Source organism: Paraburkholderia sp. J11-2, assembly GCF_905220185.1.
In the GTDB taxonomy this organism is placed as follows: Bacteria; Pseudomonadota; Gammaproteobacteria; order Burkholderiales; family Burkholderiaceae; genus Paraburkholderia.
Window position 1 is genome coordinate 46,607 of sequence record NZ_CAJMYY010000033.1, and the last position, 14,625, is coordinate 61,231.

The following is a 14,625-nucleotide window of genomic DNA, read 5'->3' on the forward strand; positions in this document are numbered from 1 at the left end:
GGCACGGGGCGTATCAACGTGCGCTTGCCGCGTTGAACGGCACATCCTTGTCCACGCGCACGTCTCCCGGCAGCCCGAGCACGCGCTCGGCGATGATATTGCGCAGGATCTCGTCGGTGCCACCCGCCACGCGCGAGCCCGGCGCGTACAGCATGGCCGTCTGGTACCAGGCCTGCATCGGCGCGAGTTCGGCGTCCATTACGGCGCCGGCCTGACCGGCGAGGTCCATGCCGAAATCGGCCATCTCCTGCAGCAGCCCGACGCTGACCACCTTGCACACCGACGCCTCGGGCCCCGGCGTCTGTCCGCGCGAAAGGCGCGTCATGGTGCGAAAGCGCGTGTACTTGACGCCCTGCGAACGGACGTACCAGTCGGCGAGTCGCCCGCGCACCGCGGCGTGCTCGAGCGCGGGCATGCCGTCGACGTCGCACTGGCGCGCCAGTGCGAGCATGTCGTCGATGTTCGGACGCGGCGCCTCGCCGACGGCGAGACGCTCGTTCATCAGCGTGGTCAGCGCGACTTTCCAGCCGCCGTTGATCTCGCCGAGACGCTGGGCGTCCGGAATGCGCACGTCGGTGAAGAACACTTCGCAGAAGTGCGAAGGGCCCGAGATCTGGCGGATGCGGCGCACCTCGATGCCCGGTGACTTCATGTCGACGAAGAACGCGGTGATGCCTGCGTGCTTGGGCGCGTCCGGATTGGTGCGCGTGAGCAGCAACCCGTAGTCGGCGTGGTGAGCGCCGGAGGTCCAGATCTTCTGCCCGTTGACGATCCACTCGTCGCCGTCGCGCTCGGCGCGCATGCGCAGTCCGGCCAGATCGGAACCGGCGGACGGCTCCGAGAAGAGCTGGCACCAGATTTCATCGCCGCGCAGCGCCGGAGCGACGTGCCGATCGAGCTGGGCCGGCGTCGCATAGGCAATCATGGTCGGGATGCACATGCCGAGGCCGATGCCGAACGGCGTCGCGTTGACGTCGTAAGCGGCTTCCTCTTCGTTGTAGATCACCTGTTCTATTGCCGTGCCGCCGCGGCCGCCCCAACGCTTGTCCCAGGTGATGGCGGCAAAGCCTGCTTCGGCCTTGCGGCGCTGCCAGTCTTTCGCGCGGGCGAGGCCCTCGGTGTCCGCCACGTAACGCTGGCGTGACTGCACCACGTCGTTGCGGCGTCGCGGCGCGCCGGCTTCGAGGAAGCGGCGGGCCTCGGCCCGGAATGCGGCTTCCGCGGGGGTATCGTTGAAATCCATGGCAGTCCTCAGTTGGCGGTGGCGGCCACGTCGTGCGCGGCCCACTGCGTGACCAGCAGGTCCTTCCAGTACGTCACGCTGCCCAGTTGCGTGGCGAGCATGCCGGCGCGGCGCAAGTACAGGTGGCAGTCCAGTTCCCAGGTGAAGCCCATGCCGCCGTGGGTCTGGATGTTCTCGCGCGATGCGAAGCGGTACGCGTCGGTGGCGCAGACGCGCGCGGCCGCGGCGGCCAGCGGCAGTTCGGGCGCATCGGCCTCCAGCGCCCAGGCGCCATAGTAGGCGTTCGAGCGCGCCAGCTCGGCCGCCGTGTACATGTCCGCGAGCTTGTGCTTGATGGCCTGGAACGAGCCGATCGGACGGCCGAAGGCGATGCGCTCCTTCGCGTACGCAGTACCCATCTCGACGCAGGCACTGGCGCCGCCGATCTGCTCGAAGGCGAGCAGCACGGCCGCCTTGCACAGCAGGCGCTCGACTGCCGCCCAGCCGGACTTGCCGCCCGCGAGCTTCTCGGCCGGCGCGGCGTCGAAGACGATCTTTGCCTGCGGGCGGGTCGGATCGACGCTCTCGAGGGGTGAGCGCGCGACGCCTTCGCCCGCGAGATCCACGAGGTAGAGTCCCGGAGCGCCAGCTTCGTCGTTGGCGACCACGACGGCGAAGTCGGCGATGCCGCCGTCCACCACGGGCCATTTCGTTGCGTAGAGGCGTCCGCCTTCGACATGCGCACGCACAGCAGAGGCGGAGGGATTGCCCAGCCCTTCAGCGAGCGCGAACGTGCCAATGACCTCGCCGCTGGCGAGGCGCGGCAGCCATGCGGCTTTCTGCGCGTCGCTCCCATGGGTCAGGATCGCTTCGGTGGCCTGATAGACCGACGATGCGAAAGGCACCGGCGCCAGCACGCGGCCGAGTTCCTCGGCCAGGACGCACAGTCCCTCATAGCCGAGACCGGCGCCACCGAACTGCTCGGGGATCGCCGCGCCGGTCCAGCCGAGCTGCGCGATTTCCTGCCAGAGTTTGCGGTCGAAAGCATCCTTGCCTTCGAGCACCTGCCGCACGGCGGTCGCCGGGCACTGCTGCTGTAACATCCTGCGCGCCTGTTCACGCAGCATGTGCAGGTCTTCGTTGAAGTCGAAGTTCATGCTTGCCTCAGGCCACGCTGACGACAGCTTCGCCGCTGATCTTGACTTCGCCATTCTGGTTGGCGCAATTCACTTCGATGCGCAGGCGCGTTTCGCCGTCCTGCTCGAAGCGTTCGACGACCTTGCCTGACAGATGCGGCTGGTCATGCACATGGGTGATGCCTGAAAAGCGCACGGAAAGCGAGCGCACGCGCTCCGGGCCGGCCCAGTCGGTGACGAGGCGCCCGACGTAGCCGCACGACAGCATGCCGTGCGCGAACACGTCGTCGAGCCCGGCGTTGCGCGCGAAGTCGATGTCGATGTGCATGGGGTTATGGTCGCCGGATGCCCCGGCATACAGCGCCAACGTGGTGCGCGAGATCGGTGCGAGTTGCAGGGCAGGGATGGCGTCGCCGGCGTTGAGCGAGTCCAGGTTCGATTGCATGCGAGGTCTCCTTAAAGCGGGCGTTGCACGAGCGATTTGCGCACGTTGGCGACATGCACGCCGTTCTGGTTGGTGATGCGTGACTCCGTGACGAAGAATTCGAGCGCGCCGCCCTTCTTGTCGTAGATGTCGACGAGCTTCGTTTCGAAGGTCAGCGTGTCGCCGGCGAAGGCGGGGGCGTGATACTCGAACGACTGCTCGGCGTGCAGGATGCGGCGCACGTCGAAATTGAGCAGTTCCTTGACCTTGACTGCAATGCCGAGCTTGCTTTCGAGGCAGAAGAAGTAGGCCGGCGCCACGCGCACCGACGGATAGCCGGCATTGCGGGCGGCGGCCACGTCGAAGTGGACGGGGTTGGACTCGCCGATGGCTCGGGCGTAGTCCTGCACAGCACCGGTTTCCACGGTGATGCTGCGCTGGCCAAAGCAATGGCCGATCAGGTTTTTGTCAAACACGTTGTCTCCAATTGATTCAATGATGGCGAGCGCTTCGCGGCGCGTGGGCCTTAGACGGACTTGCCTGCCGCTTCCCAGTAGCGCTTGCGCAGCTCCTGCTTGTAGAGCTTGCCGGTTTGCAGGCGCGGTAGCTTCTCGATGAAGTCCACGGACTTCGGAACCATGTAGCGCGCAACCTTGCCGCGCAGGTAGCGGATCAGTTCCTCGGCCAGTTCCGGCGACGGAACCACGCCGGCGGCCGGCTCGATGACGGCCTTGACCGACTCGCCCATCTCCGCGTCGGGCACGCCGATGACCGCCGCGTCCTCTACCTTCTCGTGCGTGATGAGCGCGTCCTCGATGGCCTGTGGATAGATGTTCACGCCGCCCGAGATGATCATAAAAGTCTTGCGGTCGGTCAGGTACAGGTAGCCCTCGTCGTCCACGTAGCCCATGTCGCCCACGGCGGTCCAGCTGGGATGCCGGGGATGCTGGGCGCCCTTCGTTTTTTTCGGATCGTTGTGGTAGATGAAAGGCTGCCGGTCCCGCTCGAAATAGATCAAGCCGCTCTGGCCCGGCGGCAGTTCGTTGCCGTCGTCGTCGCAGATGTGCAGCTTGCCCACCCTCGCTCGGCCGACCGAGCCAGGATGCGCCAGGTACTCGGCACTGTCGATCATGGTCATGCCGTTGCCTTCGGTCGCTCCGAAGTATTCGTGGACGATGTGCCCCCACCAGTCGATCATGGCGAGCTTGACGTCCTTCGGGCACGGCGCCGCCGAATGCGTGGCAAAGCGCAGGCTCGACAGGTCGTACGCGTTGCGCGTTGCGTCGGGCAGCTTGAGCAGGCGCACGAACATCGTGGCCACCCACTGGCTGTGCGTGACGTGGTAGCGTTCGATCAGCGCGAGCGCCTGTTCGGCGTCGAACTTCTCCATGTACACCACGGTGCCGCCGACTGCCCCGATCTGCAGCGCCCAGCCGAGCGGTGCGGAGTGATACAGCGGCGCGGTGGACAGGTACACCATGCCGTCGAAGAATCCATATTCGGTGAACTGCTTGCGGCGGAAGGGGTCGACGAACTCGCGCACGTCATACGACGGCTGGTCGCGCAGGATGCCCTTGGGGCGGCCGGTGGTGCCGGAACTGTAGAGCATCAGTGCGCCCAGCACTTCGTTGGCCAGCGGTTCGGCGGAGCAGGGCGCCACGGCATCCTCGTAGCTGGCCCAGCCGTCGATGGTGCCGTCGACCATCAGGCATCCCAGGCAATCGGGCATGCGGCTGCTAAGCCCCTCGGCCAGTTCGCGCATGCCGTACGAGCTGATGACGAGCTTCGACTCGCTGTCCGCGATGATGTATGCGGCCTCGTCTGGAGTCACGAAACGATTGACGGGCGTCAGTTTCAGACCCGAGCGCAATGCCGCCCAACCGATCTCGAAGCAACGCATGTTATTTTCCAGCACCATCGCGATGTGGTCGCCGGGGCGCAGGCCGATACCCCACAGGTAGTGGGCGAGCCGATTGGAGCGCTGGTCGAGTTCCGCGTAGCTCAGGCTGGCGCCGGTGCCGCCATTGATGACGGCGAGACGCTCGGGGTGCAGGCGGGCACGGTCGCCCAGATAAGACCAGTTCTGGTCGGTCATGGAAAGTGTCTCCATTGTGCGCCGGCGGCCCCTATCCGTGCTCACGGACATGGGGCCGCAACGCGCGATCTTCTCTTCGTGTGCTAGTTGAGCTGGTTCGACAGCACCAGCGATGATGCCGCCGTGAACATGCCGCCCACACCCTGCACGAAGCTCGTGCGGACATTGTCCACCTGGCGGAACGCTTCGCCGCGCAACTGGCGCACCGCTTCAAGGATGGCGAACATGCCGTACATGCCAGTGTGCGTGTAGAGGATGCCGCCGCCGTTTGTGTTCATCGGCAGCTTGCCGCCCGGACGCGTATGTCCTTCCTGGACGAAGCGGCCGGCCTCGCCGTGCTCGACGAAGCCGCAGTCGGCGAGGCCGTACAGCGGCAGGTGCGCGAACGCGTCGTAGACCATCAGGTGGTCAATGTCCTTCGGCGTCAGCCCGGCTTCGGCGAACGCATGCCGGCTCGAGTCGCGGAATGCGCGTGAGTGGCTGAAGTCCTCCATCTGCGAGATCAGCGACGACTCGCCAGCCTCGCCGGTACCGAGGATGTAGACGGGCTTGCCCGCCGTGTTCAGGTCGCGCGCACGCTCGGCCGAGGTGATCACGAGCGCGCCGCCGCCGTCGGTCACCACGCAGCATTCGAGCTTGGTGAACGGCCAGGCGATCATCGGTGCGGACATCACCTCGTCGACCGTCAGGCGCTTGCCGCGCGCGGCAAGCGGATTGCCCTCGGCCCAGTGGCTCTGTGCCACCACCACTTCGGCGAGCTGCTCGAGCGTCGTGCTGGTTTCCTTCGCATAGCGAAGGAACGGCAGTGTGAACGTGTTGGGCGGACCACCCGAGCCGTATGGCAGCTCGAACTGGCCTTGCATGGAGAACGGCGCCACCGAGCGCGGCGGCCAGCCCACGCGCGATCGGCCCGACTGGCCATGCGTGACGAGCACGACCGATGCGTGGCCCGCGCGGATCGCCGCCACGGCATGGCGCACGCTCATCATGAACGAACAGCCGCCGACGTTCGTGCCGTCGAACCAGCGCGCCTCGATGCCGAGGTAGTGGGCCACGTCGATTGGGTTGTCGACGGCGCTCGTCACGCCATCTACGTCGGCCAGCGTCAGGCCGGCCTCGGCCACGGCGCGGTGCGCGGCGATGGCTCGCAACTCCATCTCGGAAAGTTGCGGCAGCACGCCCAGTTCGGTTTCGGCTGCGCCGACGATCGCGATGGTCTGGGTCGAGCGGCTCATTGAACGTTCTCCTTGCCGCCGCCGGCCGGGCGGAACATTGGCAGCATCATTTCGCCGCGGGCCTCGAACACCACCTCCAGCGGCATGTCGAGTTCCAGGTGCCGCGGATCGACGGGCACGCCGACCAGGTTCGACATCATGCGCGGCCCTTCCTCGAGCTGGACCACGGCGATTACGTAGGGCGTCTCGCCTTGCCAGCCGGGCATCGCCATGTGGCTGATGACATACGAGTACAGCGTGGCGCGGCCGCTCACGCTCACCCACGACAGCGCTTCTGCACCGCACGACGGGCAATGCGTGCGCGGATAAAAGACATGCTTCGCACAGCTGGCGCAGTGTTGCAGGCGCAATTCGCCCGCCTGTGTGCCCGCCCAGAACGGCAGGGTGCCGGGAATGGGCACGGGCGCCGGCTTGGCCGGCGCGGACTTCGGGGCCGTCATCGTTCAGGCCTCCTGCTTTGCGGACGGGCGCTTGCCAGACGTATTGGCGTTTGCGGCGGCTCGGGCGACGAGGCCCGGAACCACGGCGCCGAGTTCCGACGGCTCCCAGCGGCTGCCCTTGTCGATCGACGGGCCCGCCGACCAGCCCTCCGCTACGGTGATGGAGCCGCCACGCACGCCGAACACACGGCCGGTCACTTCCGACGATTCCGCGCTGCCGAGCCAGACGATCAGCGGCGCCACGTTGGCCGCATCGAACGCGTCGAACTTGCCCACTTCGGCAACCATGCCGGCCTTCTTGAACACTTCCTCCGTCAGGCGGCTCGTCGCGGTCGGATAGATCGCGTTCACCGTCACGCCGAAGCGGCCCATTTCCTGGGCAGCCACGATCGACATGTTGGCGATGCCGGCCTTGGCCGCGCCATAGTTCGTCTGGCCTACGATGCCGTAGAGGCCCGACGACGAACTCGTGTTGATCACGCGTGCCGCACGCTGGCGGCCAGCCTTGGCCTCGTCGCGCCAGTAGGCGGCGGCATGGCGCATCGGGCAGAACGTGCCGCGCAGATGCACGCGGATCACCGAGTCCCATTCTTCGATGCTCATGTTGACGAGGGTCTTGTCGCGCAGGATGCCGGCATTGTTGACCAGCACGTCGAGGCCGCCGAACGTGTCGATGGCTGACTGGATGAGGCGCTGTGCGCCGTCCCAGTCAGAGATGTCGTCGGTATTGGCGAGCGCCTCGCCACCGAGCGCGCGGATTTCCTCCACCACCGCCTGGGCGGGACCGACATCGTTGCCGCTGCCGTCTCCCGCTACGCCGAGGTCGTTGACGACGACCTTTGCGCCCTGGCGCGCGAATTCCAGCGCGTACTCGCGGCCGATGCCGCGGCCGGCGCCCGTGATGATGACGATGCGATCCTTGCAAAGCTGGGTCATGCTGATGCTCCTCTGTTGTTCCTCTGAATGCCGTGACAGGCTGATCGGGTGCACGCAGGCGGCGCCCGAAGCGGGTCGGGGCTTGCCAAACGGCGCGATTCCAGTATTGACCGCCGCACTTGGCGGTCGCAATAATCGCGTTTCAATAATCGAAACATCGGAGACTGACCGCTTCCGTGCCGGACGGCCGAAACAGCCATGAAATCGGAGAATGAAACAGACGGAGATGCCTTCAGCCGCATGACGCCGGGCAGCCAGACGCTCGCGCGCGGCCTCGGCCTGTTGCGCGTGTTTCTCGGGGGCGCCCCGATGCTGAGCAACGCGCAAATTGCCGAGCGTACGGGGGTGCCCAAGGCCACGGTGAGCCGGCTGACGCATTCGCTGGTGAATGAGGGATATCTCGAGTACGACCCCGCCTCACGGGGCTACCGCCTCGCGCCGGTTTGCCTGAGCCTCGGGCGCTCGTTCGAGGTTGGGCGCACCGAACTGGCGACTGTCCTGCCGCTGTTGCGTGAAGTGGCGGTGTCGCAGCGTGTGAACGTGTCGCTGTCGGCGGCAGACGGCCTGTCGATGGTTTACCTGGCAACGATCCGCGAGGGCCGCGGGCCCCTGCGGCGGACAGCTGCGCCAGGCACACGCTTTGCCATGGAAACCAGTTCGATCGGCCATGCCTGGCTTGCCGCATTGCAGGCGCCACGGCGCAAGACGGTGCTGGCGGCGCTCGCCGACGAATGCGGTGCGGAGTGGCCCAGGTACTCGGCGGCGATCGACGAATCGATCGCCCTTTACGCATCACGCGGCTATTGCCGTTCGGGCGCGATGCTGGGCGCGGAGGGGATTGCCACGGCGGTGGCGGGGCCGTATGGCGTCATCTACACGCCGGGCATCAGCTTTTCGGCCGCGGACAACGATTACACGACGCTCATCGCGCACTTCGTGCCGGTGCTGCTCGGCCTGGCCGACGCCATGCGCGCGGCGTGGGCCGATTTCGCGGCAGCGTAGGTTCTCTCCGCTGCTGCCATGATCGCCCGCACGCACCGACGGCGGTACGGATCAGCGCGGCCTGTCGCCGATGATCGTCGCCCGGTTCATATGCCGCACAGCCGGGAAGTAGTCCGACACGGCATAGTGCTGCGTCGCGCGGTTGTCCCAGAATGCGATCGTGTTCGGACGCCACTTCAGGCGCACCTGGTATTCGGGCTGGCTGGCCTGGCGATACAGGTAGGCCAGCAAGTCGAGTTCGCCGAAGCGGGCATCGGAGCCCACGCGATACGGTTCGAGCTGGAGGAAGTTCGCGAGGTGCGTGGTCCAGCCTTCGTTGACGAACAGAATCTTCTCGCCGGTTTCCGGATGGGTGCGCACGACCGGGTGGGTTTGTGGCGGAAAGTCGTTGTGGAAGGTCTTGCGACGCTCGGGCGTCAACGTGAAACCAGGCAGGCCATCGTGCACGGCCTGGAGGTTCGCGATGCGGGCCTTCACGGCCTCGGGCAGGTTCTCGTAAGCCGCGACCATGTTGACCCACAACGTGTCGCCGCCGACCTTCGGGCATTCAATGCAACGCAGGATCGACCCCATCGACGGAATTTCGCGCCACGAGACGTCGGAGTGCCAGACGTTCTCCCGGCCGCGTGTGGTGCCGTCTCGGCCGAAGACGACCAGTTCCGGGTGCTCGGGATGGTGCGGAATCGTCGGGTGAATTTCCAGTTCGCCGAAGCGGCGCGCGAGCGCAACGTGCTGCTCGGCCGTGATGTTCTGGTCGCGGAAGAACAGAACCTTGTACTTGAGCAGTGCGCGGCGGATGGCCTGCACCGTCGTCTCATCGACCTGGCTCAGGTCGATGCCGCCGATTTCGGCGCCGATCACCGGCGTGACCGGCTCGACCGAGAACGGCCACGATTGCGCATCGGGGGCGGACAGCGGAACTGGCGTGAGCGTTACGGTGGGCTGCATGTTTTTGTCTCCTGTCGGTGTTCATTGCGGTTGCATGAACATGGTCGCTGTGGGCCGCCCCGGGGACAAGGCGCGAATTTCGCTCGTTGAAATTCTCGCGGTCCGCACACGCTGGGCCGGATAGTGGGGTGGCTTACCCCCCTTTGACGGGGTGGGGAGTATCAGGGCGACAGGGTGCATGCTGTAACGGCAGCGGCATGCCATTGCCATGCCGTGATTCGATTTGTCCGGCCCGCCTTTTCCAGCGTGATGCCGGTCCAGGAAGACAGAGACAAGGCTCAGAACATGTACAAGCTCAGCGAGTTCTATATCGATGGCGCCTGGCAGGCGCCCGCCCCAGGTGCGGCAACGACCGAGATCGTCAATCCGGCCACCGAGGCTGTGATCGGCACGCTCGCGCTCGGCACCGTAGTAGACGTTAATCGCGCCGTTAGTGCGGCGCGCGCGGCGTTCCCGTCGTGGTCGTCGACCAGCCGCGAGGAGCGCCTCGCTTTGCTGGCGCGCATTGTCAGATGCTACGAGGCACGCATCGACGACATCGCGACCGCGATCCACGAGGAAATTGGCGCGCCGATGTGGCTTTGCAAGACGCGTCAGGCTCCGCTCGGGCTGATGATGCTCGAGTCGGCCATCGCGGCGCTCAAGGAGATGGAGTTCGAGCGCAAGATCGGCCGCGCGGAGGTGGTGAGCGAGCCCATCGGCGTCGCGGCGCTCATCACGCCATGGAACTGGCCGGCCGGCGCGATCATGGGCAAGGTCGCTTACGCGCTGGCGGCCGGCTGCACGGTGGTGCTCAAGCCGTCGGAGCTGGCGCCGCTGGACGCACGCATCATTGCGGAGGTCATGCATGACGCCGGCGTCCCCGCCGGCGTTTTCAACATGATCTATGGTCTCGGCCCGGATGTCGGCGCTGCGCTCTCGGCACACCATGACGTCGACGTTATTTCGCTGACCGGTTCAACCCGCGCGGGCACTGCCGTCGCGGCGGCGGCGGCCAATAGCGTGAAGCGCGTGCTGCTGGAGTTGGGCGGCAAGTCGCCCAACGTGATTCTGGACGACGCCGACCTCAAGGCAGCGGTGACCGATGGCGTAATCAGTTGCATGATCAACTCGGGCCAGACCTGCGTGGCGCCCACACGGATGCTGGTGCCGCGCCACCTTCACGACGAGGCGGCGGCTATCGCGGCGGCGGTGGCGGACTCGCTCAAGGTGGGCGACCCGATGCAGGACGACAGCAAGGTCGGCTCGGTCGCCAACCGCGCACAGTTCGAGAAGGTGCAGCGCATGATCGGCATCGGCATCGAGGAAGGTGCGCAGGTGGTGGCCGGGGGCATTGGCCGCCCGGTTGGCATCGATAAAGGTTATTTCGTACGCCCGACTATTTTCGCGAACGTCAGTAACGAAGCAGTCATCGCGCGCGAGGAGGTTTTCGGCCCGGTGCTGACCATGATTCCCTACGACGGAGAGGCGCAGGCCATCGACATCGCCAACGATACAGAGTATGGCCTCGCGGCCTACGTCTGGTCGAAGGACGCGGCGCGCGCGCGCCGCGTGGCCGGCAAGTTGCGTGCCGGAACGGTGCGCATCAACGGCGCGTCTGCCGATTACGCAGCGCCGTTCGGTGGCTACAAACGCTCTGGCAACGGACGCGAACTCGGCACCTACGGTCTCGCCGAGTATCTTGAGCACAAGTCGGTGACGGCCTGACGGGAAAGCAGAAAGAGCCATGCGTAGCGGCGACGATGTGCCGTCGACACGGCGGCTCTCCCGCGAGTCGGGCCGCTTCGTGCGCAGCACGCCCGGCAGCCGCTCGCTGGCGCGGGGCCTTCAATTGCTGCGTACGTTCCGCATTGGCACCTCCGCGCTGACCAACGCCGAACTGGCCGACCGTACCGGGCTGGCACGTCCGACGGTCAGCCGGCTGACGCGCACGCTTGTCGATAACGGCTTCCTCCAGTACGACACAGGCCAGCAGGCCTACCGCCTGAGCGCCGTGGCGCTGAGCCTCGGGCTGGCGTTTCGCTTGCAGGTGCCGCTGCTGGACGTGGCAGCCGGATTGCTGGCGCAAGCGGCGCGTGAGGAGCGGGTGAACGTTGGCCTCTCCGTCGCGGACGTGGACGAAATGGTCATCGTGGAGTTCGTGCGTGGCAGCGCGGGCAGTGCCAGGCGCGTGGTGGTGCCGGGCGCGAGGGTGCCGCTCACGGGCAGCTCGGCCGGTTGGGCCTGGCTGGGCGGCCTGCCTGAGCGTGAGCGCGAGGAGCAGTTGGCATGGCTCGCGGGGCGTCACGGCACGGCGTGGGACGCCTTACACGCGGAGATGGGGACGGCATTTCATGCTGTTGCGACGCAAGGATTCTGTATCGTGCAAAGGCCGGACGGACCGGTTGGCCTCTCCGCGCCGGTACGGAGCCGCCAAGTGCCGGGTTGTGTAGTCAGCTTCGCCATTCCTCTGGCAACCCAATCCGCGGAGGAACTGGCCGCCCGCCACGGGCCCGCGCTATTACGGCTCGCCGCGCGGCTAGAACGGGCGGACGAGGCGCTGGAACCGCTCTGAAGGCCCGATCGGAAAATCCGCTGTGATCGTCCGCACATCCCTTCGCGGACGAAGAATCAACCGCTACTTCGGCATCCTGAAGATATCACCCTCCGCTTGCGCGTGAGGGCGATGAGCATTTCCAGACGTAATGCTTAATGCAGGGTATTCAGCGTTTCCTGCGGCAACCACCCGGCCAGAACGCGGGAAAGCTCTTCGGTGACGGGCGCTTGCGGTGCAGTGGGCGTGCCAGCCGGCGTCCGGTTGAAGCGCGGCGCCGGTGCGGGCTGCACGACGCCGCCGATTTCCACGAAGGTGCCGCGGGCCTTCAGGTGCGCGTGCTCCGGCGCCTCGGCGAAAGTCAGTACCGGCGCGAAGCAGACGTCGGTGCCTTCCAGCAGCGCACACCATGCGTCGCGCGGCTTGCTGCGAAAGATCTTTGCGAGCACTTCGCGTGATTGATCCCATGTCGCCTTGTCGTTCTGCGCGCCAAGCGCCGACGGGTCGAGGTCGAGCTTTTCCAGCAACTGCGCGTAGAACCGGGCTTCGATGGGGCCGATGGAGATCCAGCGGTCGTCCGCGCACTGATAGCAGTTGTAGTAGTGCGCTCCCGAGTCCAGCACGTTGTTGCCCCGCTCGAGGTCCCATTGTCCGGCCGCGACCATGCCGTAAAAGGCAGTGGCCATGTGAGCGGTGCTGTCGGAGATGGCAGCATCGACCACCTGTCCCTTGCCCGATGCGCGCGTCTCGTAGATGGCGGCCAGGATGCCGAGCGCCATGTATACGCCGCCGCTCATGTCGCCCAGAAGCGCGAGCGGAATCGCGGGCGCCTGTCCCTTGGCGCCGATAGCGTGCAGTGCGCCGGTGAGCGAGATGTAGTTGATGTCGTGGCCGGCCACTGGCGCGAGCGGACCGGTTTGGCCCCAGCCCGTGATGCGGCCGTAGACCAGCTTCGGATTGCGTGCCTGGCAGGCCTCGGGCCCGAGGCCGAGGCGCTCGGTGACGCCGGGCCGGAAGCCTTCGAGCAGCACGTCGGCGCCCTCGACGAGCTTAAGCACCAACTCGATCGACTCGGGGTCTTTCAGGTCGAGTGCGATGCTCTTGCGGTTGCGCGCCAGCAGATTGTATTTGAGCGGCTTCTTGACGCCGAGGTCGGCGGGTTCCAGGCGGTCAATGCGCAAGACTTCCGCGCCGAGGTCGGCCAGCAGCATGGCCGCCATCGGACCGGGGCCGATGCCGGCCAGTTCGATGACCTTGAGGCCTGCGAGCGGGCCCGTGTGATTTTCTTGCATGATGAGGTTTCAGGTAATGGTTTGGTGTTGGTTACTCACGTGGCGGTGCGGGTGACGCCCGCCGCGAGCATGGTCTCGATCTGCGCGTCGCTGTAGCCCGCCTCGCGCAGCACTTCTGCGCTGTGCTCGCCAAGCTGCGGTGCATGGCGCGAGAGGCACGGTTGCGTGGCTGACCAGTTCGACGGTACCGAGATCGAGCGCATCGTGCCTTCGGTGGGATGCTCCACCGTTTGCAGGAAGTCGACCGCGCGCAGATGCGGATCGTCCATCAGCGATTCGATCGTGTGCATCGGCATGACCGGGATGTCGGCGGCTTCCAGCGCGGCCTGCCACTCGGCCGTGGTTCGGGTGGCGAAGATTTCGGCCAGCATTTTGTAGAGATCGCGGATGTTCTCCGTGCGCGCCGTGATGGAATTGAAACGCGGGTCGGTCTGCATGACTTCAGGACGACCAATCATCTCGAAGAAGTTCTGCCATTGCTTGTCGTTGTAGACGAGCACGCACAAGTAGCCATCGAGTGTCTTGTACGGACGGCGGTACTCGTTGAGAAGCCGCGCGTACCCGGTGGGGCCGGCGGGCGGCTCGAACGTGTGGCCGCTCATGTGATCGCCCAGCATGAACTGCGCCATCGTCTCGAACATCGGCACCTCGATCGACTGGCCTTCTCCCGTGCGTTCCCGGTGAAACAGCGCGGCCGTGATGGCGCCCGCTGCGGCAATGCCGACGACGCGGTCCGCCATGGCGCTGGGCACGTAGCGGGGCGCATCCGCGCCCGCGAGTATGCCCAGCGTGGGCAGCGCGATTGCGCCCTGGATCAGGTCGTCATAGGCCGGGCGCGGTGCGTAGGGACCGCGCTGTCCATATCCGTAGACGCCGGTATAGATGATGTTCGGGTTGGCCGCGCGCACGGCCTCATAGTCGAGGCCGAGGCGCGCCATTGCCTGCGGGCGCACGTTGTACACGAGCACGTCCGCGTCGACAACCAGCTTGAGCAGCGCCTCGCGGCCGTCCGGCTGCTTCAGGTCGAGCACGAGGCTGCGCTTGTTGCGATTGATGTGCAGGAAGCCGGCGGCCATGCCGCGATGGCGTGCGGGGCCGATGCCGCGTGTGTTGTCGCCTGCGGGAGCTTCAATCTTGATGACGTCCGCGCCGTAATCGCCGAGGATCTGTGTCGCGAACGGTCCCATCAGCACGGTTGTGAGGTCGATGATGCGCACGCCGCGCAGCGGCCCGGCGCTCATGCTGGGCTCCTGCTGGTTGCGCTGTGCACGCATGCACGGGGCGAGGAAAGGAGGGTCAGTCGCATGGCTTTCTCATGACGTCGGATTGGAATGGGGCGCTCTGGGCCGGGATCTTGGTCCG

Annotated in this window: 14 protein-coding genes; 3 read left to right on the plus strand and 11 right to left on the minus strand. The window is 66.1% G+C overall.

Translation table 11 applies throughout. The features are described 5' to 3' along the window. Positions 1-13: 13 nt before the first annotated feature. The 8 genes from U5A57_RS34400 to U5A57_RS34435 form a co-directional block, all read right to left on the minus strand. The gene (locus U5A57_RS34400; protein ID WP_321916127.1) at positions 14-1,243 is read right to left on the minus strand and encodes an acyl-CoA dehydrogenase family protein; all 1,230 of its coding nucleotides are present in this window, start codon (positions 1,241-1,243) and stop codon (positions 14-16) included. An 8-nt stretch (positions 1,244-1,251) separates the two neighbouring features. Beyond that, on the minus strand, positions 1,252-2,379 hold the full coding sequence (locus U5A57_RS34405; protein ID WP_321916128.1) for an acyl-CoA dehydrogenase family protein: 1,128 nt from the start codon (positions 2,377-2,379) through the stop codon (positions 1,252-1,254). 7 nt (positions 2,380-2,386) lie between these two features. After that, positions 2,387-2,803 carry a MaoC family dehydratase gene (locus U5A57_RS34410; protein WP_321916129.1) on the minus strand — a complete coding sequence of 139 codons (417 nt, stop codon included), beginning with the start codon at positions 2,801-2,803 and terminating at the stop codon, positions 2,387-2,389. An 11-nt stretch (positions 2,804-2,814) separates the two neighbouring features. Continuing rightward, complete coding sequence (locus tag U5A57_RS34415; protein ID WP_321916130.1) at positions 2,815-3,258, minus strand: MaoC family dehydratase N-terminal domain-containing protein; 444 nt, start codon at positions 3,256-3,258, stop codon at positions 2,815-2,817. Between the two features lie 50 nt (positions 3,259-3,308). Beyond that, positions 3,309-4,877: an acyl-CoA synthetase gene (locus U5A57_RS34420; protein ID WP_321916131.1), complete on the minus strand. Its 1,569-nt coding sequence runs from the start codon at positions 4,875-4,877 to the stop codon at positions 3,309-3,311. Between the two features lie 83 nt (positions 4,878-4,960). Then, the gene (locus U5A57_RS34425) at positions 4,961-6,112 is read right to left on the minus strand and encodes a thiolase C-terminal domain-containing protein (RefSeq protein WP_321916132.1); all 1,152 of its coding nucleotides are present in this window, start codon (positions 6,110-6,112) and stop codon (positions 4,961-4,963) included. After that, positions 6,109-6,552 (minus strand): Zn-ribbon domain-containing OB-fold protein, encoded by a 444-nt coding sequence (locus U5A57_RS34430; protein ID WP_321916133.1) that lies wholly within the window; start codon positions 6,550-6,552, stop codon positions 6,109-6,111. Before U5A57_RS34430 ends, U5A57_RS34425 begins: the two co-directional genes overlap by 4 nt. Before the next feature lie 3 nt (positions 6,553-6,555). Beyond that, positions 6,556-7,488 carry an SDR family oxidoreductase gene (locus U5A57_RS34435; RefSeq protein ID WP_321916134.1) on the minus strand — a complete coding sequence of 311 codons (933 nt, stop codon included), beginning with the start codon at positions 7,486-7,488 and terminating at the stop codon, positions 6,556-6,558. A gap of 198 nt (positions 7,489-7,686) precedes the next feature. On the opposite strand from U5A57_RS34435, the gene U5A57_RS34440 reads away from it, so the two are divergent. Next, positions 7,687-8,490, plus strand: a complete 804-nt coding sequence (locus U5A57_RS34440; RefSeq protein WP_321916135.1) for an IclR family transcriptional regulator — start codon at positions 7,687-7,689, stop codon at positions 8,488-8,490. 51 nt (positions 8,491-8,541) lie between these two features. Here U5A57_RS34440 and U5A57_RS34445 read toward each other — a convergent pair whose 3' ends face one another. After that, a complete protein-coding gene (locus U5A57_RS34445) occupies positions 8,542-9,438 on the minus strand; it encodes a TauD/TfdA dioxygenase family protein (protein WP_321916136.1) in 897 nt (298 codons plus the stop codon). Between the two features lie 285 nt (positions 9,439-9,723). On the opposite strand from U5A57_RS34445, the gene U5A57_RS34450 reads away from it, so the two are divergent. Continuing rightward, positions 9,724-11,145, plus strand: a complete 1,422-nt coding sequence (locus U5A57_RS34450; RefSeq protein WP_321916137.1) for an aldehyde dehydrogenase family protein — start codon at positions 9,724-9,726, stop codon at positions 11,143-11,145. 19 nt (positions 11,146-11,164) lie between these two features. Continuing rightward, positions 11,165-11,992 (plus strand): IclR family transcriptional regulator, encoded by an 828-nt coding sequence (locus U5A57_RS34455; RefSeq protein ID WP_321916138.1) that lies wholly within the window; start codon positions 11,165-11,167, stop codon positions 11,990-11,992. Between the two features lie 134 nt (positions 11,993-12,126). Here U5A57_RS34455 and U5A57_RS34460 read toward each other — a convergent pair whose 3' ends face one another. Both U5A57_RS34460 and U5A57_RS34465 read right to left on the minus strand, forming a co-directional pair. Then, complete coding sequence (locus tag U5A57_RS34460; RefSeq protein WP_321916139.1) at positions 12,127-13,263, minus strand: CaiB/BaiF CoA-transferase family protein; 1,137 nt, start codon at positions 13,261-13,263, stop codon at positions 12,127-12,129. Between the two features lie 35 nt (positions 13,264-13,298). Next, positions 13,299-14,504, minus strand: coding sequence for a CoA transferase (locus tag U5A57_RS34465; protein ID WP_321916140.1), 1,206 nt, complete (start codon positions 14,502-14,504; stop codon positions 13,299-13,301). Positions 14,505-14,625: the final 121 nt, after the last annotated feature.

Bases quoted from the DNA above. Each gene is read 5' to 3' on its own strand.
- U5A57_RS34440 (WP_321916135.1), top strand. From the start codon at position 7,687: ATGAAATCGGAGAATGAAACAGACGGAGATGCCTTCAGCCGCATGACG.
- U5A57_RS34430 (WP_321916133.1), bottom strand. From the start codon at position 6,552: ATGACGGCCCCGAAGTCCGCGCCGGCCAAGCCGGCGCCCGTGCCCATT.
- U5A57_RS34400 (WP_321916127.1), bottom strand. From the start codon at position 1,243: ATGGATTTCAACGATACCCCCGCGGAAGCCGCATTCCGGGCCGAGGCC.
- U5A57_RS34425 (WP_321916132.1), bottom strand. From the start codon at position 6,112: ATGAGCCGCTCGACCCAGACCATCGCGATCGTCGGCGCAGCCGAAACC.
- U5A57_RS34450 (WP_321916137.1), top strand. From the start codon at position 9,724: ATGTACAAGCTCAGCGAGTTCTATATCGATGGCGCCTGGCAGGCGCCC.
- U5A57_RS34445 (WP_321916136.1), bottom strand. From the start codon at position 9,438: ATGCAGCCCACCGTAACGCTCACGCCAGTTCCGCTGTCCGCCCCCGAT.
- U5A57_RS34465 (WP_321916140.1), bottom strand. From the start codon at position 14,504: ATGAGCGCCGGGCCGCTGCGCGGCGTGCGCATCATCGACCTCACAACC.
- U5A57_RS34405 (WP_321916128.1), bottom strand. From the start codon at position 2,379: ATGAACTTCGACTTCAACGAAGACCTGCACATGCTGCGTGAACAGGCG.
- U5A57_RS34460 (WP_321916139.1), bottom strand. From the start codon at position 13,263: ATGCAAGAAAATCACACGGGCCCGCTCGCAGGCCTCAAGGTCATCGAA.
- U5A57_RS34455 (WP_321916138.1), top strand. From the start codon at position 11,165: ATGCGTAGCGGCGACGATGTGCCGTCGACACGGCGGCTCTCCCGCGAG.
- U5A57_RS34420 (WP_321916131.1), bottom strand. From the start codon at position 4,877: ATGACCGACCAGAACTGGTCTTATCTGGGCGACCGTGCCCGCCTGCAC.
- U5A57_RS34435 (WP_321916134.1), bottom strand. From the start codon at position 7,488: ATGACCCAGCTTTGCAAGGATCGCATCGTCATCATCACGGGCGCCGGC.
- U5A57_RS34410 (WP_321916129.1), bottom strand. From the start codon at position 2,803: ATGCAATCGAACCTGGACTCGCTCAACGCCGGCGACGCCATCCCTGCC.